This is a genomic window from Polyangiaceae bacterium (assembly GCA_015075635.1).
Classification (GTDB): Bacteria; Myxococcota_A; Polyangia; order Polyangiales; family Polyangiaceae; genus JADJKB01.
Map to the genome: position 1 here is coordinate 313,213 of JABTUA010000001.1, position 24,252 is coordinate 337,464.

Genomic DNA, 24,252 nt, shown 5'->3' on the forward strand with positions numbered 1-24,252 from the left:
CCTCACGCCACCTTTCGGCCGAAGCCGTCCGCGAGATCGTCGAGCCCGTCGGGTACGTCGGTGGCCTTGCCCTCGTCGAGCACGACGACGCGACGCGGCCGCACGTCGAGCAGCGTTCGATCGTGCGTCGCGAACAGCACGGTCACGCCGGTCTCGTTGATGTCCTCGAACAACCCCAGGATGTCGATGGCGAGCTGAGGGTCCAGGTTGCCAGTGGGCTCGTCCGCGAGGACCAGCGCCGGTTCGCCCACGATGGCGCGAGCGATCGCCACGCGCTGCTGCTCGCCGCCGGAGAGCGCGCCGGCTCGATCGGGCCCCCGGCCTCCGAGCCCTACGCGCTCGAGCACCTCCCCGACCCGCTGCCGGATCATGCGCGGGGCGACTCCGAGCACCTCCATCGGCAGGGCGACGTTCTCGAGCACCGACCAGTTCGGAACCAGCTTGAAGTCCTGGAACACGACACCGATGTTGCGCCTGAGGAACGGGATCGAGTCGCCAGCCAGCCGGCTGACGTCGCGACCCAGGAACAGGATGCGCCCCGAGTCGACCTGCTCCGCGGCGTGGAGCATGCGCAGGAGCGTGCTCTTGCCCGCGCCGGAGGGGCCCGTGATGAACACGAACTCTCCGCGCTGGATCTCGAGGGAGAGGCCCCGAAGGACCGGTGCGTCGGCGCGATACGCCTTGTGGACGTCTTCGAACACCAGCACGGGGCGACGAGCGGCGGCCGGGTCGAACCGGGTCGCGCCACGCAGGGCCGGCTTGAAGGCGCGGGTCTTGGCCCCACTATCCATGGCAACCTCGGTTACCAGGGCAGCGATTTCAGTAACAACTTTTCGGCCGCAATTTCCTGCAATGATGGGGGTATGCGGGTCGCTTTCTTCGGCCTTCCGCTGGCGGCCCTGCTGCTGGGCCACGACGGGCACGCGATCGATCTCGCGGTGCTCAGCCCCTTCGAGGCACCCGGGCGCCGGCGCTTGCTCCGGCGCCTGGGCCCGGAGCGGGTGCTCGAGGCGGCTGCGCTCGGACGCCGGCTCGACGCCGCCGTGGACGCCCGGCTCGCCGAGCTCGACCCCGATCTGATCGTGAGCTGGTTCTGGTCGCGTAAGCTCCCGGCGCGCTGGCTCGAGCGCGGTCGCCTCGGCGCCATCGGGGTCCATCCTTCGCTCTTGCCTCGGCACCGCGGCCCCAACCCGTTCTTCTGGGCCATCGACGCCGGTGACGCCGACACCGGCGTGAGCGTGCACCGGCTCACCGAGCGCTACGACGAGGGTGACGTGCTCGCGACCGAGCGACTGGCGGTCGGCGAGCGTGACGCCTGGCAGCTCGCTCGGGCCCTCGACCGGCCGAGCCTGGCCGCCTTGCGCGCGGTGGTGGCGGCGTTCGCGCGGGGCGAGCGCCCGGCGGCGGAACCTCAGGACGAGACCCTCGCGACCTGGGCGCCGGAGCCGGAAGGCGCGCTCTCGCGAGTGGACTGGTCCTGGCCGAGCGAGCGCGTGCTGAGGCGGATCCGCGCGCTGTCACCCGTACCCGGGCTGGCCCTGGAGCTGTGCGGGCAGGCCTTCTTCGTCACGCGCGGCGAGCTCGCCGCCGACTACCCGGCGGCGCTGCTCCCGGGCGAGGCGGCGGCGCTCGGCTCCCCCCCAAAGGACGTGGTGATTCGCACGGGCGACGCCGCGATCCGCGTGGTTCGCGCGATTCTGGCGGACGGGGCGCCGCTCGCACCGGACGCCCTGGCGCAACTCGTCGCTTCCCGTACGCGTGCAGTGTAGACTGGCCGCCGCTCGGAGGAACTGAATGACCGACCCCGCGAGTGCAGCGCGAACCGCTAGGGAGAATCTGGCCCGTGGCCTCTCCGTCTTGCAGAGCCCTGGCGTTCCGCCCGCCATCATCGACGTCGCGGAGCCGATCGCCCAAGCGATGGGCGCGCTGCACAAGATCGAGTCCACCCAGGGTGGCGCGCTCGGCGAGCAAGCGCCCCTGGCGCTCGACGCGGTCCGCCGCGGGCTCTCCCTGTTGCAGGGCTCCGCGGGCCAACACCCCGCGGTGGATCAAGCGATGGAGGCCGTCGCGAGCTCACTCGGTCTCATCCACTCGCTGTCGAAGATGCAGCCGGCCGCGCCCGCAGCCGCGCCGGCGCCGCAGCCGTTCGTACCGCCAGCGACGTCGCCGGCGGTGCCCGCCGCGCTGGGCGGAACGATGGTGATGCCGCCGGGGCAAGGCGCCGCACCGCAGGCGCCGCAACCCGCCTACCCGCAGGCGGCCCCGCAGCAGGCGTTTCCCCAAGCGGCCCCGCAGCAGGCGTATCCGCAAGCAGCCCCGCAGCAGGCGTATCCGCAAGCGGCGCCTCAGCAGGCCTACCCGCAAGCGGCGCCTCAGCAGGCCTACCCGCAAGCCGCGCCACAACCGGCCTACCCGCAGGCCGCGCCGCAGCAGGCCTACCCACAGGGCGGCGGCTATGGCGCGCCGCCACCGGCCGCCGCGGGCGCGCCTTGGGGGCAGCCGCCGCAAGCGCAGCCGCAGCCTGCCGCGTGGCCGCAGCAGCCCGCTGCCGCGCCGGTGCCGGCGTCTTCACCCGTGGCTGCGGGTGCGCAGGTCTCGAGCGTGCAGGCTCCGCCCAACGTGCCGCGTCTCGACGCCGACCTCGGCGCCCACAGCCCGTCGAATTTCTACAAGGGTCTGAGCGGCAACGACGTCATCGACTCCGGCGGCATCTTCGTCGCCACTTACAAGATCCCCAAGATCGGCACCAACGTGGTGATCAAGGTCGCGTTGCCCGGCGGCTACGAGTTCGAGGCGCTCGGGGTGGTGGAGTGGGTGCGGGAGGCGCCGAACTCGACCGCCGGCGTCGAGGCGCCGCCCGGCTTTGGCGCCAAGTTCACGCAGATCACGCCGGAGGGACGCCAGCTCGTGTACCGCTACGTGCGCAATCGCGAGCCCTTGTTCCACGACGATCTGTGAAGCTCGCCCGCCCCGCTCACGGCCTCGCCGCCGCGCTCGCGACGACGCTCGCTCTGGCTGCACCCACCGCCCGAGCAGGCGACCCGTACCTGGAGTGGTTCACGATCCCCACTCCGCACTTTCGCGTCAGCTACCACGGCGGGCTCGAGGAGCCGGCGCAGCGCGTGGCGACGTTGCTCGAGGCAATCCACGTGCGACTCACGCCGCAGCTCGGCTGGGTTCCGAGCGAGGTCACCGAGGTCGTGCTCACGGACATGACCGACGGCGCCAACGGCTCGGCGACGGCGCTGCCGTACAACGCGGTGCGACTCTTCGCCTCGGCGCCCGACGACATGTCCCCGCTCGGTGAGTACGACGACTGGATGAGCGAGCTCGTCACGCACGAGTACGCGCACGTGCTCCACGTCGACAACATCTCGGGCATCCCCGCGCTGATCAACTCCGTGTTCGGCAAGACCAGCGCGCCGAACCAGGTGCAGCCGCGCTGGGTGCTCGAGGGGCTCGCGGTCGCCCTGGAGACCGAGCACACCGGCGGCGGACGCCTGCGCTCGTCGCACTTCGACATGATCCTGCGCGCCGACGTGCTCTCAGGTCGGCTGGCGCGCCTCGATCAGATCAGCCACCCCGCACGGCGCTGGCCCACCGGCAACCTGTGGTACCTGTACGGCGGCGCGTTCATCGCCTGGATCGCCGAGGTCTACGGCTCCGACATCTACGCCTCGGTGGCCACCGATTACGGGATGAACCCCATCCCCTGGGGCATCAACCGCTCCATCCGCCGCGCCACGGGACGGACGTACACCGAGCTGTTCGAGGGCTGGAAGCTGAACCTGGAGAAGAAGTACGCGGCGCAGGTCGCCGAGGTGAAGCGCCGCGGGCTGCGTGAGGGTGTGCGGCTCACGCACCGAGGCCGCGTCGCCGGAGGGCCGCGCTGGGTGCCCGAGTGCGCGCGCCGAGGCAAGCGCGAGGAGCTCATCTACTACGTGGACGACGGCCACGAGCCCGTGGGCTTCTGGCGCGTGCCGCTCGAGTCGCGGGAGCGCGCGGCGGAGGACGACGCGGAGCTGGTCGCCAAGGCGACCGGCAACCACGTGAGCTTCGAGCCGAGCTGCGGCTTCGTGTTCGACTCCGTGGCGCCGAGCCGGCGGCGCTACTACTTCAACGACCTGTTCCGGCAGCCCAAGGGCACTCGCTCCGAGCGCGGCCTGCGCGGCTCGCGGGAGCGCCTCACCACCGGGCGCCGCGCGCGCGAGCCGGAGGTCAGCCCCGACGGACGGCGCATCGCCTACGTCACCCAGCGCGCCGGTACCACCACGCTGCGCATCGCGGACCTCACGCCGGAGGGCAGCCTCGAGAACGAGCGCACCTTGGTGCCCAGCGCGCGCTACGAGCAGGCGTTCGCGCCGCGCTTCTCCCACGACGGCAAGCGCATCGCATACAGCTCCTGGACCTACGGCGGCTACCGCGACATCCGCGTAGCCGACGTCAAGACCGGCAAGTTCTGGCAGGTGACCCGCGACGTCGCGCTGGACCAGCAGCCGAGCTGGTCGCCGGACGATCGCTACCTCTATTTCACCTCGGACCGCACCGGCATCGCCAACGTGTACGCCTACGACATGGCCACGGCGCGCCTCCGGCAGGTCACCAACGTGGTGACCGGCGCGTACATGCCCGAGGTCTCGCCCGACGGAAAGACGCTCGCCTACCTGGGCTACACTGCGGACGGCTTCGATCTGTTCTCCATGCCGCTCGAGCCGTCGAGCTTCCTCGAGCCGGTGGAGCCCCCGGGCCAGCGCGCCCGCCCCCACCCCGATCCGCCGCACAAACGCTGGCGGGTCGAGCGCTACAATCCGCTGCCCACGCTGCGCCCGCACTCCTACGAGCTGGAGCACGGGCCCGGCGCCTTCGGCAACACGCTGAAGGTGATGACGGACGGCGCCGACGTGGTCGGGCACCACGCCCTCCGCGCCACGATGCTCGTGCCCTACGAGAGCGGCGAGCCGAGCGGCTCCCTGGTCTACGCCTACCGCCGCCTGCCGATGGACTTCGTGCTCTCCGGCTTCCGCTCGGTGGCGCCGCGTCGCGGCTATCTCTACGGCGATCGCCAGCCGATCATCACCGAGACGTTCACCGGTGTCTCGACCGGTATCGCCTACACCGAGCCCGGCGAAGCCGACGTGCAGACCATCTCGCTCTACTACACGGTCGGCGAGTTCGACTCGAAGCTGCCGGTGGGCACCGCGGCCGATCCCTACTCGCACGTCACGCGTGATCCACACCGCGGCTTCCTGGGCATGCTCAGCCTGGGTTGGGGCTACTCGAACGCGGACGCTTCCCTCTACTCCATCGGCGCCGAGCGCGGCTTCACGGCCGTCGCGAACATCGACTTGGCGTCGCGCGAGACCGGTAGCGACGACACCCTTGCCGCCGTGTTCGGCCGCGTCACCGGCTATTTGCCGATGCCCTGGGCCGACCACCACACGCTGGCCGTCGCTGCCTCGGGTGCCGCGGCCGTCGGCAGCTACCCGCGCCGCGGTCTGTACTACACCGGCGGCTTCGTCACCGACGCGCCGCTGGTCGACGCCTACACCGACGGCATCCGCCAGGGCGGCTTCGTGCTGCGCGGCTACGAGCCGGCGGCCTTCATCGGCTCGCAGTACAACCTGCTGAACACGGAGTACCGCTTCCCCATCGTGTACGCCGACCGCGGCGTCGCCACCCTGCCGATCTTCCTGCGCACCATCTCCGGCACGCTCTTCGCCGACTATGGCGGCGCGTTCGACCGCCTCGACCTGGAGGATCCCTTCGATCTGTACCACCTGGGCGTTGGCGGCGAGCTCTGGGTGGACCTGGTGTTCGGCTACCACGCCCGCGGCACGCTGCGCTTGGGCTACGCCCGCGGCTTCGGCAGCGCGGCCATCAGCGGCGGCCAGACCTACGCGGTGGTGGCGTCCGCGTTCTGATCACGGCGCGCTCGCGCCCCTGGGACAAAAGCGTCGTTCCCGACCCACCTCCGCGGGCTCTCGGCGCGACCGCAGGCTGGCCACTGGATCCGCCGCGGGCCCTCCGGGCGCCCCCAATCTTGGCCCTCCCCTGGCCCCCCTGATACGAGCCGGCCCATGGCCAGAAAAGCCCTGCTGCTCGTCGTGGCGCTCGCGACCTTGGGCGGTTGCCTCGCTCCGCCGTCGCAGTCGCAGCGCGTCACCGACTCGGCGCGCGAGCTGAACCTCGCCACGCGCTTCGGTCGCATGGACGTGGCGCTCGGTCACGCCGCGAAGGGCGCACAGCAGAGCTTCCTGGAGCGCCGCACCGAGTGGGGCAAGGGCATCCGCATCGTCGACGTGGAGCTGGCGGGGCTGTCGATGAAGGACGAGATGAACGCGACGATCCAGGTCGATGTTTCCTGGGTTCGCGTGAACGACGACACCTTGCGCACCACGCGCCTGGCGCAGGTCTGGCGCGACGACGGCGGCTGGCGCCTGGTCCGCGAGCTGCGCATGGCCGGCGATCTCGGGCTGTTCGGCGAGCCGCTCCCGGCGCCGCCGGAGCAGGCCGGGCAGCGCGACGTTCAGTTCGCGACCAAGATCATTCGCTGAGCCGCTCCGGCACGGCGCTCAACCCGCGCTGGCGGCCGCGCTCTTCTTCTTCTTGGTGCCGGTCGTGGTCTTCTTGGTGACCTTCTTGGCCTCCGCCTTGCGCTTGACGCGCGCCTTCTTGGCGGTCTGGGCCTTGCGGCGTCGCATCTTCATCGATTTCCGGCGGTCGAAACGTCCCACAGTGGAGTCCTCTCGTGAACGAAGGCGCCCGCTTCTCTGGCGGGCTGCGCTCGCATACACCAGGGTCCCGGCCGGGCGCTAGTCCCCCCGCGTCGATGGACCTGCGCCACCGCGCGACCGGCGCGCAGTGGGCCAGGTGAGCAGGCGCGCGCTCAGCCGCTCGAGGCGTCTTCCAGCGCGCGCTCTCGGTCGCGGACCTCGAGGCGGTACCGGCTGTTGACCGTCTCGATGTAGAAAACGTCCTTGGCCGCGAGGCGCAGCACGCGCTTCACCGGCGTCGTGACGTATTCGTGCATGCCATCCGAAAACTCGATGACCACGACCGAGCCCTTGCGTGGAGCTCGGACGAGCCGACCTGTAACGGCCCGGGAGCCACGACCCAGCTTCCGGAGCACAACTTGCACGAGTCACACTCTAGCAACGGATTGGGGCCCGGTCCAACCCCCGCGGATGTACAGGTTTCACGGGGCGGTCACGCCCTTGGCACCCTTCTTGGCGAAGTAAGCGCGCAGGACGTTGCGAGCCAGCTCCGGGCCCTTGATGGCCCAGGTGGGAGTGTTGACCACAAGCGCGGAGATGGCGACCTCGGGCTTGTCCGCCGGGGCGTAGCCCACGAACCAGGTGTAGAAGCGCCCGTCTTTCTGGCGCATCAACGTGCCGGTCTTGCCTGCCACGGCGATGCCCGGCAGGTAAGCCTTGCCGTGCTTGTCGTGGAAGCTCTTGTAGGCGGATCCGTTCGAGACGGTCTCGAGCATCATCGTCCCGAGCTCGGCGGCCGTCTCGGGCTTGACCGCCCGGCGCAGGGTCGAGGGGCCCCGGGTCTCCTCCCAGACCTTCTCGCTGTCCTTGTAGACCGCCTTGACGATGCGCGGCTCCAGGGTGACCCCGCGGTTGGCGACGGTCTGCGCGATCAGCGCGCCGCCGAGGGGTGAGAGCGTCGTGTGCCAGAAGCCGGCGGACGCCCTGGCGAACTCCAGCGGATCCACGGGGATGTCGATCTTCGGCGCTTCGTTCCGAACGGGGAACGGGATCGGCGCGCCGAAGCCGAACGCGCCGCCCATCGCCGTCACGTCCTCGGGCGTGAGGTTCTTCTGCGCCAGGCGCCCGAACACGACGTTCAGGCTGCGCCCCATGGCAATGGCGAGCGTGGCGCACCACTTGTCGCGCCGCTCGTCGTCCAGAAGCTCGTCCGCGACGATACGGCTCTTGCCACCGTGGTAGCACTGCTCGGTCTTGGCGTTGAGCCCGCCCTTCTCCACCAGTGCCGCGCCGGTCACCACCTTGAAGACGCTGGCTGCCGGCGCCTCGGCGCGCAGGTTCACGTCGAACTTGGCGCCCTCGTTCACGTAGCTCGCCCAGGTCAGGATCTTCCCGGTCGAGGGCTCCATCACCACGACGCCGCCCTCGGGCACCTTGTAGCGCTTGAGCTCCGCCATGGCCGCGCGCTGGAGCACGGGATCGACCGTCAGCTCGGCGGTCTTGCCGTCTCGCAGCGGAGTCGTGACCCGCCGTGGGCGTACGTCCATGCGCAGGAGGTCCAGGCCCGCCAGGTGCTCACTGGGCAGCGTCACCCCAGGCGCGCGGGGCTCGGCCTTGCGCAGCGCGCCGATGCCGACATTTCCGCTTACCACGGGGACGAGCGCGATCACGATGCCCGTGGCGGCACCGATCCCGACCCATCGCCTCCAGGCGCGCATGCTCCGGGGAGTACCGGGCGAGCGCGGACAGGGCCAAATAAAGGGCGCCGGTTGGGAGCGCCGAGCCGCCACCGGGCTTTTCGCGGCCGTCAGCCCGGCTCGTGCGCCGGCGGACGCCTCGGTCTATGCTCTGCCGAAGGAGGGTTCTCCCCCGAGCTTGAGCCAGTCGCGTTCCTACGAATCCGCCTCGCGCCGCACCGCGAGCATCGAAGTCGAGAGCACCTCGGTGCTCCTGGCCCTCTCCGGACCGCAGAACGTGCTGCTCGCCGAGGTCTCGCGCCAGAGCGGGGCGGAGGTCAGCCTGCGGGGCAACGTGCTCTACGTTGCCGGTGAAGAGGACGACGTGCGGGTGGCACAGCGGTTCCTCACCGACGCCGCCGAGCTGGTCAGCCGCGGTCACGAGATCACCGCCAGTGACGTGGGGCGCGCGCTGCGTGAGCTCAGGTTGGACCCCGACACCTCGCTGGTCGATCTGCTCGACGAGGCCATCCTGGTCTCGCCGCGCCGTCGCGCGGTGATGCCGAAGAGCCCGGCACAGCGCGCGTACATCGAGGCGATCCGCAAGCACGACCTCACCTTCGGCATCGGCCCCGCCGGCACCGGCAAGACCTACCTCGCCATGGCGATGGCGGCCTCGGCGCTGATGCAGAAGCGCGTGAAGCGCATCGTCCTGACGCGCCCTGCCGTCGAGGCCGGCGAGAAGCTGGGCTTCTTGCCCGGCGACCTGGCGGAGAAGGTGAACCCGTATCTGCGCCCGCTCTACGACGCGCTGCACGACATGCTGGATTTCGAGAAGGTCGAGCAACTGCGCACGCGGGGACAGATCGAGGTCGCGCCGCTGGCCTTCATGCGTGGCCGAACCCTCAATGACTCCTTCGTCATCCTCGACGAGGCCCAGAACGCCACCAGCGAGCAGATGCGCATGTTCCTGACCCGCCTGGGCTTCGGCTCCAAGGCGGTGGTCACCGGCGACATCACCCAGACCGACCTGCCGCGTGGCGCCCGGAGCGGCCTGCGCGAGGCCCGCGACCTGCTCACGAACGTGGAGGGCATCTCCTTCTGCTCTTTCACCGACGTGGACGTGGTGCGTCACCCGATCGTGCAGCGCATCGTCGTCGCCTACGAGGCGCAGGACGCCGAGCAGGCCCGGCTGCGCGAGGAGAAGCGCCTGGCGAAGGCCGCCCAGGAGCCCTCGGGCTCGGCCGAGGAATCCGCCGACCCCGAGCCGCGTTGACGAGCGCGCCCGCCCGGGCGAGCCTCCCGCCGCGAGGGATCGAAGTGACTCTGCAGTCGGACCACGACACGAAAGGCAGCGCGCTTCGCGCGCTCTCGCCGCGGGCGCAGACCGCGGTCAGCGTGCTCACCGCGCTCGGCGATGCGCTCGGGCGTGACCCGCTGACGCAGAGCGACGTGATCACGCGGCCGCACCCGCTCCTGCTCATGGTCCGGCGCGGGCCGCACACCGTGCTGGTGTCGCCGGCGCTCGTCTGGGACGGCGGGCGGGAGCTGCTCGGACCCTACGCCGACCGCATCGCCGCCTACGAGACGCGCCTGATCCTGCTGGGGCGCCCGTCCGATCCGGACCTGGGCCAGGCCCTGAACCTGGGGCTGGCCGCCATCGTCGCGCCGGAGCCGGGCGCCTCCGAGGTGGCCATCGCGCTGCACCAGGCGTTCGAGCTGATGGACGTGAAGGCCCGGAGCGAGAGCCGCGGCAAGTGGCTCAACCGCTACCGCTACGAGCTGGGCGAGCTGATCGAGATCGCCCGAGCGCTGACCACGGAGCGCGAGATCGGCAAGCTCCTGGGCCTGATCCTGGAGAAGAGCCGCTTCGTCACCGGCGCGGACGCCGGCAGCATGTACGTGGTCGAGGGCACCGAGCACGACATCACCAAGAACCTGCTCCGCTTCAAGACCAGCCAAAACGACTCGGTGAAGTTCGACTCGCGGGAGTTCACCATGCCCATCAGCCCGCGCAGCATGGCGGGCTGGGTGGCGCTCGAGAAGAAGAGCATCCGCATCGACGACGTGTACGACATGCCGAAGGACTCCACCTTCGGCTTCGACCGCTCGTTCGACCAGAAGGTCGGCTACCGCACCAAGAGCATGCTCTGCACGCCCCTCATCACCAAGGAGGGCGAGGTCATCGGCGTCCTTCAGCTGATCAACAAGAAGCGCGAGCCCAGCGTGAAGTTGCTCTCGCCGGAGGACACGGACCGGCTGGTCGTGCCCTTCGACGATCGCAGCGAGCAGCTGATGCAGACGCTGGCGTCGCAGGCCGGCATCGCCCTCGAGAACGCGATGCTCTACGACGAGATCCGCTCCATCTTCGAGGGCTTCGTGCGCGCCAGCGTGGACGCGATCGAGCAGCGCGACCCGACCACCAGCGGCCACTCGCGGCGCGTGGCGGAGCTGACCGTCGGGCTGGCCCACGCCGTCGAGCGCACCGACACCGGGCCCTACAAGGACGTGACCTGGAAGAAGGAGGACATCCACGAGATCGAGTACGCCTCGCTGCTCCACGACTTCGGCAAGATCGGCGTGCGCGAGCACGTGCTGATCAAAGCCAAGAAGCTCTACCCCCACGAGCTCGAGCTGCTGAAGCAGCGCTTCGACTTCGTGCGGCGCAGCGTCGAGGTGGACCTGCTCTCGAGGAAGCTCGCCGTCATCGAGCGCGGCGGCCCCGCCGAAGATCTGGCGGACATCGACCGCGAGATGAGGGAACGGCTGGAGGAGCTCGACGCCGCCTGGAAGACGGTGACCCACGCCAACGAGCCGACCGTGCTCGCGGCCGGCGACTTCAAGAGGATCGAGGAGCTGTCCCGCCAGACCTTCGCCACCCTGGACGGCGGCCAGGCCCCGCTCCTGACCGCGGAGGAGGTGAAGAGCCTGTCCGTTATGCGCGGCTCGCTGACCGCCGAGGAGTTCGACGAGATCCGCAGCCACGTCACGCACACCTACCGCTTCTTGTCGAAGATCCCCTGGGGCAAGACCTTCGCGCGCGTCGCCATCATCGCCGGCGCGCACCACGAGCGCCTGAACGGCACCGGCTACCCGAACCGCCTGCGCGCCGAGGAGATCCCGCTGCAGTCGAAGATCATGACCATCAGCGACATCTTCGACGCGCTGACGGCGAGCGACCGCCCCTACAAGCGCGCGGTGCCGGTGGACAAGGCGCTCCACATCCTGGAGCTCGAGGTCAAGGACGGCCACGTGGACACCGAGCTGGTCCGCATCTTCCGCGAGGCGAAGGTGTGGGAGCAGATCATGGGTGCGCTCTACTAGGGGCCGGTCGGGTTCGGGGACCGCGCCGCGCTCGCGGCCTCGCGGCTACGCCTCCGGGTAGCCGCGAGTCGAGGTCTGGCTTCGCTCAGCCGATCTGCACGCAGCAGCCGGACTGGCAGGCGTTGCCGGTCGGGCACGGCGGCAGGCCGGTGCCGCACGGCGTCTTGCCGGACGGGCACTGGCTGACGCAGCAGCTGTTCTGGCAGACCTGCCCGCCCGGGCACGCCTGGCCGCCGCCGCAGTACTGCTCGCCGTTCTGACACGGGTTCGGGCTACAGCAGCCGCCCAGGCAGATGCCGCCGTTGTCGCAGGCCGGCAGGTTCCCGCCGCAGGCTTGCTTGCCGGCCGGGCAGGGCTCGAGGTCCTCCTGGATGTCGCCGCCGCCGATCTCGATCAGCGTGCTGCCGCCGGTGGCCCAGAAGTGCTTCAGCGCTCCGAAGCCGAAGCCCTCGACCGCCGAGGACGTGGAGTCCGTGTACTGGAAGAGTCCCTCCTGGACCCAGCCCTGCGCGTCGTCGCGCCGGTACTGCGCGATGAAGTCGGAGGTCATGTCCGAGACATACACGTACTCGACGCCCGTCTTCGGCGAGACGACCACGTCCATGCCGTCCATGTGGCTGCCGGCCAGGTTCGGGTAGCAGAACTCGGTCTTCCAGGCCTTGCTCGGCTCGTGGTACGAGAACACTCGCCGCGCCGACTCGTTGCCGGCGTACCACATCTTCCAGTCCGCGCCGTAGCCGAAGAACGAGAACGTCAGCGTCGTCGCGGCCGGGGTGAGCACGTTCGTGCTGGCCTTGGACGCGAAGTCGTAGAGCCGGATGCCGCCGTTCTTGGTCGGCCCGAGCGAGTGGATCTCCGTGTTGCTCAGCGCTCGCAGCGACGTCACGCTCGCGGAGCCCAAGGGAGCGTTGTCGGGCGCCGCCTTGAGGATCGTCTTCTCGAACGTGAGCACGCGCTGCTCGATGGGGCCCGTCTCGTTGGGGTTGCTCGGGTGCTGGTTCGGCTCGAGCTTGCCGTCTCCGTCGCTGTCGAGCAGCGTCACCTTGTAGACGTCGAGGTTGGTGCCCGAGCGGTTCACGTAGATGTAGTCGCCGTAGCTCGTGACGTCGTAGCCGCCCTTGAAGATGCCGCCGCTCGTGAGGAAAGTGGAGTACTGGTAGTACTCGCCGGTGGGCGTCGTGGTCCCGATGACGGGGCACGCGATGCAGGCGCCGGTCTTGGCGTCGCAGGTCTGGCCCTGGGCCGCGTTGCAGACAGTTGAGGGCGCCTTCGGCACCCACTTCGCCGGCGGGCCCGGGTCGCACTGCATGACGGTGTTGCCGGCACAGTTGAACTCGCCGGCGGTACACGAGGTCTTGCAGGTGCCGGTGGCGCTGTCGCAGCCGAACTCGCAGTCCGTCTTCGCTCCCCACTCGGCGTCAGTGCCGCAGGTCTGCGTCTTGCCGAGCTTGCACTGAGTCGTGCCTGGGAGGCAGGAGCCGTAGCAGTCACCGTTGTTGCACGCGAACGGACACTGCGGGCTCTGCGACCAGGTGCCGTCCGCCTCGCAGAACTGCGGCGTCTGGCCCGAGCAGCTCTTGGTCCCGGGCGTGCAGCCCGTGGGCGCATCCACGCCGCCGTCGTCGTTGCCGCTGCCGCCGAGGTTGATGCCGCCGCCGCTACCACCGGCGGAGCTTCCGCTGGCGCCGCCGCTGCTGGTGGCGCCGGTCCCGGTGACCGCGCCGGTGCCGCCGGTTTCGCCTCCGCCGCTCGAGCCGCATGCCACCGCCACAATCACGAACGCACTTGCGTAGACCTTGCGCATCAGGAGCCTCCTCGAGCCGAGGTCAGTTTGCCACAGGACGCCGCGGGAATCACATGATCGACGCATGGGGCCAGCGCCCCTACAGCGTGCGCGCAGGTGTTCGCCGATGTCTGGGCGCTCATGGAAATGATTTGCCCGCTCTGCACTGTTTGCGTAGCCGGCTCGGGCGCTTAGCCGCGTATTTCGCAAGAAAGCCCTGGGATCGTGCCGGCTGCCGCCCGCGGCGCGAAGGCACGAACCCTGCTAGTACCTTCTCGGATGACTACGCCCTGGCGCGCGGCGGGAGCAACTCGAGCCCACCGACATGTTCGGTCCTTGGAGGCGTGATGCGGAGCAGAGCTGAACGAATGTCGCTGATCAAGGCGGGGTTGCTCGTGGCCCTCGCCGCAGGAATGGCCTCCCTGCCGGTGGGGTGCTCGGACGACAAGCTGCCCAACGCCGGCTACGACAACGACGGCGGCGGCGGCTTCGGCGGCGTCGCCACCGGCCCCTGCGACGACGGCGCGAGCCGCAAGTGCGGCATCAAGCTGGCGCAGCACGACGACATCGTGACCTGCTACATGGGCACCCAGACTTGCCAGAACGGCACCTGGGGCGAGTGCGGCGATGGATCGCAGTACATGAAGAGCGTGTCCGCCCCGCCGGGGGTGGGCCCGGGCTCGGGCCCGATGAACGCGCTGGGCAACTGTGCCGGCAACCCCTGCGATCCGTACTGCCAGAACTACAACGACGACGCGGGCATCAATGCCGACGGCGGCGGGCAACCGCTCTACACGTGGCAGGGTGGCCAAATCACCGGGCTGCCGAACGGCCTGGTCAACAAGGGGCTGATTCAGCCCTGCACGAGCGGAGCAGACTGCCAGTTCAACACTTACTGCTGGCATCCGAAGACTGCTGCGACGTGCAATCACAGCAAGTGCGAGGCCGGCGGCAAGCTCAACTGGAATTGCGATCCCTGCGTGAAGGAGATCTGCAAGGCGGATCCGAGCTGCTGCAACTACAACCACACCTGTAGCCACAGCATCTGCTCCACCGGCGCGCGTTTGGTGAAGGGCTGCGACTCGGCGTCAGACGACTGCACGACGAAGATTTGCAACATCCCCGCGCTGGCCTACTGCTGCCAGAACAATCAGAACTGGGATGCCGCCTGCGTCGCCGCGGTGAACACACAATGCGGGCTGCCCTGCCCGTTGCCTCCCGCCGGCACCTGGACCGCAGCGTGTGTGGCCAAGGTCGGCACCGTCTGCGACGCGGTCTGCGGCACCGGCTCGCCGCCCCCGGCCGAGGGCAAGTGCAAGGAGTGGCTGCCCGGCGAGACCGATCCGACCTGCGCGGGCATCGATCTTGGCGTGGACGTGCCTTGCTCGAACAACATCCCGGTCTGTAACCACGGCACCGTGGCCGCGCCGGCGGGGATCCGGTTGGTCCACTACCCGGCGAACTCGAACCAGTACCCGAAGTGCGATCCCAGCCAGGCGCATCCGAACATGTACGAGTGCTTCACCACCCAGCCCATTCCGCCGGGGGAGTGCACCACCGCGCTCCAGTACTGGAACGGCTCCGCGTGGGTCGCCGGCTGCGACCAGCTGGTCGGGAACCGCGAGATCATGGTCAACCCGGCGGTGCAGTCGGGCAAGCCCACCCCCGCCGGTTACGCGGGCCACGTCGCCGAGTGCAGCTGCAAGGACAACTGGTCGCTCTACTCGGGCGGCACCTGCGGCCCGCCGGTGTGCGGCGGCGACAAGCAGATCGCGACGTTCAAGAAGATCAACTACTTCATCCAGATGGACCGCACGCAGTCCATGGTGAACTCGGGCATCTGGAACCCGGCGGTCACGGGCATGACGGCGTTCTTCCAGTCCGCCGGCGCCGCTGGTCTCGGCATCGCGATGGAGTACTTCGGCCTCGCCGCCACCGCGCCCTTCGGCAACGGCTGTGCGCCGGGAAACTGCCTCTCGGCGCCTTGCTCGCAACCGTACATCCCGCTCGGGACCCTGACCGCAGCGGCGGCCCCGGCCGACGCGCAAGAGCAGGCCCTGGTGCAGAGCTTGATCAACGCCCACCCGAACGGGAGCGGCGGCAGCGGCTACGGCACGCGCATCTACCCGGCCCTCGAGGGCGCGCTGCTCTGGGCGCAGAACATGCTCGTCTCCAATCCGGCCGAGATCTACGACGTGATCATGCTCACGGACGGCGATCCCACGGACTGCAACACGAGCCAGGCGGCCAACGCGGCGCTGGCGGCCAATGCCTTCAACAACTTCGGCATCAAGACCTACATGATCGCCTTGCCTGGCTCCGACCCGACCTTCCTGGACGCGATCGCCGCGGCGGGCGGGACCAGCACGGCCATCGACGTGACCGCAGCCAACATGGCTACGCAGCTGACCACTGCGCTCAATCAGATCACCGGCAATGGCGTGACCTGCTCCAGCGATCTGCCCGCGTTGAACCTGTTCGACCCGGCCGACGTGACGCTGACGTTCACGCCGAGCAGCGGCCCGGCGGTGGCGCTGCCCAAGCGGAACGATCTCGCGGCCTGTAACGGCAACGTGAACACCGGCTGGTACTACGACAACAACGCGGCCCCGACCAAGGTGCTGCTCTGCCCGAAGAGCTGCACCACCGCGCAGAACGACCCCGGCTCCACCATCGAGCTCGCGCTCGGTTGCCCCAAGGGCGGTGGACCGAAGACCGTGACCATCCCCTATCAGGCCCAGTGTCCGCCCGGCTCGAAGCCGGTCTGGAACTTCTTCGCCTACAACTCGACGACGCCGAACACCTCCACCATCGACTTCCGGGTGCGCTCCGCAGACACGCAGGCGCTCCTGTCGGGCGCGACCTGGAAGAACCTGGGGACAGCCCAGTCCACGCCCACCGACACCCAGGTCTGCCCGCTCACTGGTCCCGCCCCCTGCCCGCTTGACCTCTTCGCTACTCTGGGCTCCCCTGATCAGAAGCGCGCATGGCTGGAGCTCGAGGTGACGCTGACCCCGGCTGGCGGTGGGTCCCCGGTGCTGAACACCTTCGACGCGACGTACTCGTGCCCGCCCTCGGAGTAATCGCATGAGAATTGGCGTAGGGGTTTCCTTGGCCGCGTGCCTCGCGGTCGCGGCCTGCGGCGGCGACGACGGAAAAGGCAAGCCCTTCAGCGGCACCGGCGCCAAGGGGGGCACTGGCGGCGGCGGAACCAGCGGCGGCGGCGGGACCGCCGGCGGCGGCACGGGCGGTGGCGGTGGGACCGGCGGCGCCAGCGGCCCGGAGATCTGCGACGACGGCCTCGACAACGACCTGAACGGGCAGGTCGACTGCGCGGACGCGGCGTGCACGGCGGCTTGCGCGTCGGCCTGCGCAGCGCCGACGGTGCTCGCGGATCCGAGCTCCACTCAGGGCGACACCGCCTCGCACAAGGACAGCCTCAAGGCGTCGTGCAGCGAGAGCACGAGCGGGCCCGACCTGGCGTACGAGGTGACCGCCGCCAAGACAGGCGTCTTCGAGGCCATCCTGGGCGGCTTCTCGAACCTGACGCTGTCGCTGCGCTCGTCGTGCACGGGCGCCGAGCTCGCTTGCACGAAGGGCAAGGTGGCGAAGATCCCCGTCACCGCCGGCACCAAGCTCTGGGTGATCGTGGACGGCGCGGGCGCGAGCGATGTCGGACCGTTCGGTCTGTCCGTCCAGAGCCGGCCCATCGCGTGCGGCGACAAGCACACCGACGGCACCGAGGAGTGCGACGACGGCAACAAGACGAACGGTGACGGCTGCTCCGCCACCTGTACGATCGAGTACACGGAGACCGAGCCGAACAACACGGTCGCTCAGGCCAGCACCTGGTCGAGCCCGTACGCCGCGGCCATCGGTACGGTCGGCGACGTGGACGTCGTGAAGGTCAGTGTGACCCAAGCCGGCGGCACGCTCAGCGCGACAGTGACGGACTTCGGGGACAACGCCTGCGATCAGGACAAGATCGACAGTTACATGGAGCTCTGGGACCAAAACGACAACGCCATCGGCTCAGACAACGACTCGGGCGACGGCCTCTGCTCGCAGCTCAGCAAGACCAACCTCGCCGTCGGCACGTACTACCTGGTGATCAGCGCAGCCCCCGGCGCGAACCCAGCAACATTTTCGTACAAGCTGAACGTCTCGCTGAACTGATGCTTTGCGCGGAGGGCCGTGTTATCCGGCCCCTCTCATGCCGGAAATCCTCAGCGTTGTCGCGCGCGAGATCCTCGACTCGCGCGGTAACCCGACGGTCGAGGCAGAAGTCCACACCACGAGCGGCTTCGGTCGCGGTGCCGTGCCGAGCGGCGCGTCCACGGGCGAGCACGAAGCGCTGGAGCTGCGCGACGGCGACAAGAAGCGCTTCCTCGCCAAGGGCGTGTCGACCGCGGTCAAGAACGTCAACGACGTGATCGGCCCGGCGCTCACGGGGCTGTCCGCGTTCGATCAGCCGGGCATCGATCAGGTCATGCTCGAGCTCGACGGCACCAAGAACAAGGGCAAGCTGGGCGCCAACGCCATCCTGGCGGTGAGCATGGCCGTGGCCCGGGCCGGCGCGGACGTCGTGGGGCTGCCGCTCTGGCGCTATCTGGGCGGAGTGCAGGCGCGCGTGCTGCCGACGCCGATGATGAACATCCTGAACGGCGGCACCCACGCCGACAACGGCCTGGAGGCCCAGGAGTTCATGATCGTGCCGCACGGCTTCGACAGCTTCGCGGAGGCGCTGCGCTGCGGCGCCGAGGTGTTCCACGCGCTCCGGGCCAACCTGAAGAATGACGGGCTCACGGTCGCGGTCGGCGACGAGGGCGGCTTCGCGCCGCGACTCGAGAGCAACGAGGCGGCCCTCCAGCGCATCGTCGGCGCCATCGAGGCCGCCGGCTACGAGCCCGGCGATCAGGTGGGCCTGGCGCTCGATCCGGCCGCCAGCGAGTTCTTCGCCGACGGCAAATACACCTGGGACAAGAAGCAGCACACGCCGGCGGAGCTCGTGGGCCTGTACGAGAAGCTCTGCGAGAAGTACCCGATCGTCAGCATCGAGGACGGCCTGGCGGAGGACGACTGGGACGGCTGGAAGCTGATGACGGAGAAGCTGGGCAATCGGCTCCAGCTGGTGGGCGACGACCTGTTCGTGACCAACAAGGTGCGCCTGGCGCAGGGCATCCAGAAGAAGATCGCCAACTCCATCTTGATCAAGCTGAACCAGATCGGCTCGCTCACCGAGACGCTGGACACCATTCGCTTGGCCACGACCGCCGGCTATACGTCGGTCATCTCGCACCGCTCCGGCGAGACGGAGGACTCCTTCATCGCCGACCTCGCCGTCGCGACCAACGCGGGGCAGATCAAGACCGGCAGTCTCAGCCGAAGCGATCGCGTCGCGAAGTACAACCAGCTCCTGCGCATCGCCGAGGAGCTCGGAGACGGCCAGGTCTACGCGGGACGCACGCCGTTCACGCGGGCGTGAGCACCGAGCTCGAGTCCTATCGCTCGAACCTCCGGGTGCTCGGCATCGTCGCCCTGGTGGTGTCGTCGCTGTGGCTCTTCTGCGCCGGCATGTTCGTCCTGGTGGGCACGCTCGGCGGGCTCGGTGTCCTGGATCCCCACGAGAGCGCCGAAGATCGGCTGTTCGGTGTGGCCGGCACGGCGGTGGTCTCGCTGCTCTGCCTGGCGAGCGGCGTGGCCAACCTGGCCGCCGGCCTCGGCCTGCGGCGTGTCGCGCCCTGGGGTCGCACGGCGGGCTTCGTGGCGGCGACGCTGAACATCGTGGCCGGCTGCGGCTGCGCCGTGGGCCTGGCCCTCGGCGTCTGGATGCTGGTGGTGCTGCTGGATTCTCGGGCCCAGGAGGCCTTCGCGCCGCCCGCGGATTGACGCCGGCCCCACAAAGTGGGAAGTGACACTTGCTACTTTGGCCGGGGGAGAGGACACTGAAATGAGCTCGCTCACACGCACCGGAGGACTCGTACTGGTCTGGTTGGCGACGGTCGCCTGCGGCGGCTCGAGCGACGAGCCGAAGGGCGCCAGCGGTGGCAGCGCAGGCGCGGCCGGCGCTGCGTCCGGCGGCAGCGCGGGCGCCGCGAGCGGCGGCGGCGCAGGCATTGGCGGCGGCGGCGGAACGGCGGGCGCGCCCAGCGGTGGCAGCGGCGGCGGCGCGGCCGATCCGAGCGCGCCCGGACCGAACGGAGGCTCGGCGTTCGACGCCACGGCGAACGTCGCGGCGACGGGTCACCAGGTGCCCATGCACTGCGTGCTGCCCGTGGGTCCGTCGTCCGCGACGGCGCCGGTGGTGCTGATCGCCCACGGCTTCCAGCTGCCGGCGAAGCAGTACTACGGCTACGCCGAGCGGCTCGCGAGCCACGGCTTCATCGCTTGCACGGCGGACTTCCCCGCGGGCTTCAGTGCCGACCACGCGGCCAACGCGCAGGACATCTCCGGTGCCCTCGACTGGGTGCTGGTGCAGTCCGTCACCACCGGCAGCCCGCTCCAGGGCAGGGTGAACATCGACCAGATTGGCGTGATGGGCCACTCGCTCGGCGGCAAGGTGAGCGTGCTCGCGGCAAAGAAGGACGTACGCCTGAAGGCCGTGCTCGGCCTCGATCCGGTGGACACCGCGGTGATGTGCGATGCGACGAAGTGCCCGGATGCTTCGGACGCGCAGCCGCTCGGGATCCCCACGGCCTATCTGGGCGAGACCCTGGACGGCAGCGCCGGCCTGGGCGGGCAGGCTTGCGCGCCGACCTCCGACAATTTCCAGACCTTTTACGCCAAGGCCGGCTCACCCAGCCTGGAGGTCACGCTGAACGGCGCCAACCACATGAGCTTCATCGACGACGTCGCGAGCTGTGGCTTTGCGTGCACCTTCTGCCAGAAGCCGACGATGTCCTCGAGCGACGCGCTGTGGATCGCGCGCGCGTACACGGTGGCGTTCTTCGCGCGCCATCTGCGCGGCGAGGCCGGCTACGACGCCTGGCTCACCGGGGATCTGGCGAAGCAGGCTTGGGTCGACACCGGCAAGATCAGCTTGCAGTCGAAATGAGCGCGGCGAGCTCCTCCTCGTAAGCACGCACCAGCGCGCGCGGCTCGGGAACGCGGAGCGCGTCCGCCGCCACGCCGAGCCGCACCTGCCCCGCGTAGGAGAGCAGCGTGAGCCCGACGCCGATGTGACCGGAGACCGGCGCCCAGACCAGCATCTCGGACAGGGGCTTGCCCGCCAGGTGGATCTCGACGGGCGGGCCAGGCACGTTGGTGACCATGACCGTGGCCTTGCGCGTGAAGAGCTCGATGCCGATGTGCTCGATCTCGCTCGACGTCACGCCCATGGCGCCGAGCACACCGAGCGCCACCACCGCGTCCGGGTCGCGCTTGATCTGCTCGAAGCTCTCGCGGAGCGTACGCAGGCGGGCGAAGCGATCGTCGATGCCGATGGGGAGCGGCACATAGACCAACCCGAAGTGGTTGCCGAGGTCGTCGCCGGCGCCGGGCTCGCGCACGTAGACCGGGACGAGCGCGCGGAGGTTCAGCCCCGGGAGCGGGACCTGCCGCTCGACGTAGCGGGCCAGCGCGCCGGTGAGAGCCGCGACCAGCACGTCGTTGACCTTGGCGCCGTGCTGGTGCGCCAGCGCTTTCACCTGCTCGAGCGGCGTGGGGCTCGACCAAGCCACGCGCTTGTCCGTGCAGAGCTCGCCCTTCAGCGGCGTGGCGGAGTCCGGCGGCAAGAGCAAGAGCCGCCCGAGCGTCAGCGCCTGGGCCGCCGCCACCTTGGCGCGCTCGGCGAGCTTCTCCGGGTGCGGGGCCTCGACGCCCACCTCCGGCGGGCTCAGCACCGCGCCCTCGTCGGTCAGGCCGAGCAGGAAGCGCACCAGCGACACGCCGTCGCCCATGGAGTGGTGCAGTCGCGTGAAGAGCGCGGCGCCAGGGCCCACACCCTCGATGAAGTGCGACTGCCAGAGGGGCTTGTCGCGGTCGAGCTTGGTGCTCGCCAGGTCGCTGAGCAGCGTCTCGAGGGCGGCCTGATCGCCGGGCGATCCCAGGCCGATGCGGTGCAGGTGCGCGCCCACGTGGAAGTGCGGATCCAGCTCCCAGTAGGGGTGCCCCAGCGCCGGCTCGACCACGCGCTGGAGGAAACGCCGGTGAGCGAGCAGGCGCTCTTCGACCAAGGCCTTCACGCGCTCGAAGGCCGGGGCCTCGCGGAACATCAGGAGGGCGTTGATGACCATGGCGTTGGTCGGGCTGTCCATGCGCAGCCAGGCCGCGTCCACGGCGGGCAGCTGCTCGCGATCCGGATGGCGAGACATGACGAACCCATGCGGTGCATGGACCGAGCCAGCGAGAAAGCCCCGGCCGAGCCGCAGGTCGGTCACGAAAAGCGTGCGCGCTCCGCGCAGCTCACCGCAGCGCGTGCGTCACGGGCAAGTGCAGCAGTTGATGATCGGCGCGCAGATCCCCGGATTGCCGGTCTGCGTCGCGCAGTAGAACGTGCACAGGAACTGGCTGGTGATGTCCGAAGGATTGCAGGGCGCGGCGCAGCCGCTCGAGCCGCCGCTGCCGGTCGAGCCGCCGCCGCCCGCGGGCGCGCCGCCGCCGCCGGAGCCGATGCACGAGTTGCCGCTCTTGGTGTAGCCGGCGTTGCAGGTGAAGTCGCACAGCGTGCCAGCGCAGGTGCTGGTGCCGTTCGGCGGCGGGTTGGGACACGGCGTGCACTGGTTGTCCTGGAGCAAGCAGCCGACGCCGGGGCTCGGCGCGATGCACACGCTGGCACACATCTTCTTGCCAGCCGCGCAGGAGCCGCCGGCGCCGCCGCTCGACGCGCCGCCGCTCGACGCGCCGCCGCTCGACGCGCCGCCGCTCGACGCGCCGCCGCTCGACGCGCCGCCGCTCGACGCGCCGCCGCTCGACGCGCCGCCGCTCGACGCGCCGCTGCTGCCGGCGTCGCCGCCGGAGCCCGTGTTGCCGGAGCCGCCACCGCCCGGATTGTCCACCTTGCCGCCGCTGCCCGTGCTGCCGCCCGCCGAGGCGCCGCCGGCGCCGTCTTCGTCGTCGACCTGCTCGGCCGTGGCGCAGCCCAAGAGCAGGGTCACCCCCAGAGCGATCCCCAGCCGACCGAGCCGCATGCGCGTACTCTACCCGGCGGGGCACTAACGCGCGAGCTGTCTTCGTCGCGCGTCGAAGTGGCGACCCAGCCCGAGCACGCGCAGCGGCTCCGGGGACACGCGGAAGGTCGCAACGTCACCCAGGCTCACGCTGATCTGCCGGTATGGTCCGTCTAGAAACATACAGGCCTCCTGCATCATGCTCTGGGCCTCGAGCTTCTCCCCCGGCGACACCGTGAAGCGCAGCAGGCGGTAGCGCGTGCCCGCCGGCGCGTAGGGCTCGCGCACCACGACCTGGAGCTTCTTCGAGCGCAGGGGCAACACTCGACCTCCCGCCGAGTGCAACGCGGCGGTCGAGCCCGCCGCCGGACCCAGCCAAAAACCGCTGGATTTCTGCGGTTCGCACACGCGGCGGTGGCTCAAGAGGTAGCGCGACGTCGCGGCCGGCGAGAGGTGACAGTAGAGCGCCTCGTTCAGCACGCGTCGCGAACGCTCGCGTCCGTTCAGTGCCACGCTCATGCGCGTGAGCGTCAGGGAGTCCAAGCGCCCCTCGAGCGCGTCGCCGAGCGTTCGCTGGATGTTCTTGCGCTGAGCGCTGCAGAAGAAGCCCACGCTGAAGGCGGGTGCGCTGTTCACTCCCAAGATGGGCGTATTGCCTACATTGTGCGAGGCGGCGAGCAACGTGCCGTCGCCGCCGACGGCCACGACGAGGGCGGCATCGGCGGCGTCGAAGGCGGCGTGCGCGCGGCGCAGCACCAGCGCGCGGGCTCCGAGCCGGTCGAGGGCGTCGATGACGGCCGCCACGGTTTGCGTGTGCTCTCGATGCGAGACGACCCAGCGCGCCACGCTCGGGTCCTTCTTCTTCAAGAGCTGCTTCGCGCGCGGATCGCCCTCGTCCTCGACGAAGCGCGAGTAGCTCGAGCGCTTCACCACGACGATGACGCGGTTGCTCATGCGAAGCGCTCCGCCAGCCGCCGGAGCGCGAGCTCGGTCTTGGCGTCCTCGATCTGGCCCTTCGCGCACAGCGCGAGCGCGGCGTCCAGGCGCGTGCCCCGCACCAGGCCGCCGTGCTCGAGCGGCGAGCCGTCGTGCCTGGGCTCGGCGCGCGTCTTCGGATCGACCTCGACCTCGAAGTAGAAGTGCCGCTCGCCGATGATGCCCGGCGCCGGGTAGGTGCTCGGGCCGAGCTCGCGCATCAGATCCGGCGGCTGCTCGAAGCCGAGCTCCTCGGCGAGCTCGCGCGAAGCGCACACGCGCAGGCCCTCCGGCGTCTGCTCGTCCTGCTCGACCAGCCCCGCGGGGAGCTCCCAGAGACCGGTGCCGCGGTCGAGCTCCGGCACCGGGGAGTGGCTCGGATCGCGCAGGGCGAGCGGCGGGCGGACGGCGCTCCGCAGGTAGACCCAGCGCTCTGCCCGGGTCACGTAGTGAGCGGCGATCACCACGGCGTCGATGGCGCGCCGGTCCACCGCGTCGTAGACGAAGGGCTCGCTCACGCTCCCGTCCGGGTAGCGCGCGCGGTAGCGGCGGCGCACCAACTTGAGGAATCCACCGGGGTCCGGGGGCGACAGATCCTCGACCAGCTCGAGCGCGATCTCCGGGAGCGGGTCGATGTCGGTCATGCGGGCTCTTGCCGGCTAACGCGTCGCAGG

General features: G+C 69.9%; 19 protein-coding genes. 11 read left to right on the forward strand and 8 right to left on the reverse strand.

What is annotated here, in order from left to right; all coding sequences use genetic code 11:
- Positions 1-2: 2 nt before the first annotated feature.
- On the reverse strand, positions 3-791 hold the full coding sequence (ftsE, locus tag HS104_01530) for a cell division ATP-binding protein FtsE (GenBank protein MBE7478658.1): 789 nt from the start codon (positions 789-791) through the stop codon (positions 3-5).
- A gap of 72 nt (positions 792-863) precedes the next feature.
- Here ftsE and HS104_01535 point away from each other — a divergent pair, with 72 nt between their 5' ends.
- From HS104_01535 to HS104_01550, 4 genes are all read left to right on the forward strand, one after another.
- A complete protein-coding gene (locus HS104_01535; GenBank protein ID MBE7478659.1) occupies positions 864-1,769 on the forward strand; it encodes a hypothetical protein in 906 nt (301 codons plus the stop codon).
- An 88-nt stretch (positions 1,770-1,857) separates the two neighbouring features.
- The gene (locus HS104_01540) at positions 1,858-2,958 is read left to right on the forward strand and encodes a hypothetical protein (protein MBE7478660.1); all 1,101 of its coding nucleotides are present in this window, start codon (positions 1,858-1,860) and stop codon (positions 2,956-2,958) included.
- Positions 2,955-5,921: a PD40 domain-containing protein gene (locus HS104_01545; GenBank protein ID MBE7478661.1), complete on the forward strand. Its 2,967-nt coding sequence runs from the start codon at positions 2,955-2,957 to the stop codon at positions 5,919-5,921. The genes HS104_01540 and HS104_01545 overlap by 4 nt, the downstream gene beginning before the upstream one ends.
- A 156-nt stretch (positions 5,922-6,077) precedes the next feature.
- Positions 6,078-6,554 (forward strand): hypothetical protein, encoded by a 477-nt coding sequence (locus tag HS104_01550; GenBank protein ID MBE7478662.1) that lies wholly within the window; start codon positions 6,078-6,080, stop codon positions 6,552-6,554.
- Positions 6,555-6,886: 332 nt separating this feature from the next.
- On the opposite strand, the gene HS104_01555 is transcribed toward HS104_01550, so the two are convergent.
- Both HS104_01555 and HS104_01560 read right to left on the reverse strand, forming a co-directional pair.
- Positions 6,887-7,138: a hypothetical protein gene (locus HS104_01555; protein MBE7478663.1), complete on the reverse strand. Its 252-nt coding sequence runs from the start codon at positions 7,136-7,138 to the stop codon at positions 6,887-6,889.
- 57 nt (positions 7,139-7,195) lie between these two features.
- A complete protein-coding gene (locus HS104_01560; GenBank protein ID MBE7478664.1) occupies positions 7,196-8,431 on the reverse strand; it encodes a penicillin-binding protein in 1,236 nt (411 codons plus the stop codon).
- Between HS104_01560 and HS104_01565 the strand changes: the two genes are divergently transcribed.
- Together HS104_01565 and HS104_01570 are read left to right on the forward strand one after the other, a co-directional pair.
- Positions 8,430-9,665, forward strand: coding sequence for a PhoH family protein (locus HS104_01565; GenBank protein MBE7478665.1), 1,236 nt, complete (start codon positions 8,430-8,432; stop codon positions 9,663-9,665). The genes HS104_01560 and HS104_01565 overlap by 2 nt on opposite strands.
- 44 nt (positions 9,666-9,709) lie before the next feature.
- Positions 9,710-11,713 carry a GAF domain-containing protein gene (locus tag HS104_01570; GenBank protein MBE7478666.1) on the forward strand — a complete coding sequence of 668 codons (2,004 nt, stop codon included), beginning with the start codon at positions 9,710-9,712 and terminating at the stop codon, positions 11,711-11,713.
- Positions 11,714-11,798: 85 nt separating this feature from the next.
- On the opposite strand, the gene HS104_01575 is transcribed toward HS104_01570, so the two are convergent.
- A complete protein-coding gene (locus HS104_01575; protein MBE7478667.1) occupies positions 11,799-13,517 on the reverse strand; it encodes a hypothetical protein in 1,719 nt (572 codons plus the stop codon).
- Between the two features lie 347 nt (positions 13,518-13,864).
- On the opposite strand from HS104_01575, the gene HS104_01580 reads away from it, so the two are divergent.
- The 5 genes from HS104_01580 to HS104_01600 all read left to right on the forward strand — a co-directional run bounded on the left by HS104_01580 (position 13,865) and on the right by HS104_01600 (position 20,550).
- The gene (locus tag HS104_01580; protein ID MBE7478668.1) at positions 13,865-16,579 is read left to right on the forward strand and encodes a hypothetical protein; all 2,715 of its coding nucleotides are present in this window, start codon (positions 13,865-13,867) and stop codon (positions 16,577-16,579) included.
- A gap of 4 nt (positions 16,580-16,583) precedes the next feature.
- Complete coding sequence (locus tag HS104_01585; GenBank protein MBE7478669.1) at positions 16,584-17,672, forward strand: hypothetical protein; 1,089 nt, start codon at positions 16,584-16,586, stop codon at positions 17,670-17,672.
- A gap of 37 nt (positions 17,673-17,709) precedes the next feature.
- The gene (eno, locus tag HS104_01590) at positions 17,710-18,981 is read left to right on the forward strand and encodes a phosphopyruvate hydratase (GenBank protein ID MBE7478670.1); all 1,272 of its coding nucleotides are present in this window, start codon (positions 17,710-17,712) and stop codon (positions 18,979-18,981) included.
- The gene (locus HS104_01595) at positions 18,978-19,385 is read left to right on the forward strand and encodes a hypothetical protein (GenBank protein MBE7478671.1); all 408 of its coding nucleotides are present in this window, start codon (positions 18,978-18,980) and stop codon (positions 19,383-19,385) included. The genes eno and HS104_01595 overlap by 4 nt, the downstream gene beginning before the upstream one ends.
- Positions 19,386-19,446: 61 nt before the next feature.
- Complete coding sequence (locus tag HS104_01600) at positions 19,447-20,550, forward strand: dienelactone hydrolase family protein (protein MBE7478672.1); 1,104 nt, start codon at positions 19,447-19,449, stop codon at positions 20,548-20,550.
- Here the strand turns inward: HS104_01600 and HS104_01605 are convergent.
- The 4 genes from HS104_01605 to HS104_01620 form a co-directional block, all read right to left on the reverse strand.
- The gene (locus HS104_01605; protein MBE7478673.1) at positions 20,531-21,808 is read right to left on the reverse strand and encodes a wax ester/triacylglycerol synthase family O-acyltransferase; all 1,278 of its coding nucleotides are present in this window, start codon (positions 21,806-21,808) and stop codon (positions 20,531-20,533) included. The two genes, HS104_01600 and HS104_01605, sit on opposite strands and share 20 nt — an antisense overlap.
- Positions 21,809-21,916: 108 nt before the next feature.
- Positions 21,917-22,624 (reverse strand): hypothetical protein, encoded by a 708-nt coding sequence (locus HS104_01610; protein MBE7478674.1) that lies wholly within the window; start codon positions 22,622-22,624, stop codon positions 21,917-21,919.
- Between the two features lie 24 nt (positions 22,625-22,648).
- The gene (locus HS104_01615; GenBank protein MBE7478675.1) at positions 22,649-23,557 is read right to left on the reverse strand and encodes an NAD(+)/NADH kinase; all 909 of its coding nucleotides are present in this window, start codon (positions 23,555-23,557) and stop codon (positions 22,649-22,651) included.
- Complete coding sequence (locus tag HS104_01620) at positions 23,554-24,222, reverse strand: NUDIX domain-containing protein (GenBank protein ID MBE7478676.1); 669 nt, start codon at positions 24,220-24,222, stop codon at positions 23,554-23,556. The genes HS104_01615 and HS104_01620 overlap by 4 nt, the downstream gene beginning before the upstream one ends.
- Positions 24,223-24,252 lie beyond the last annotated feature (30 nt).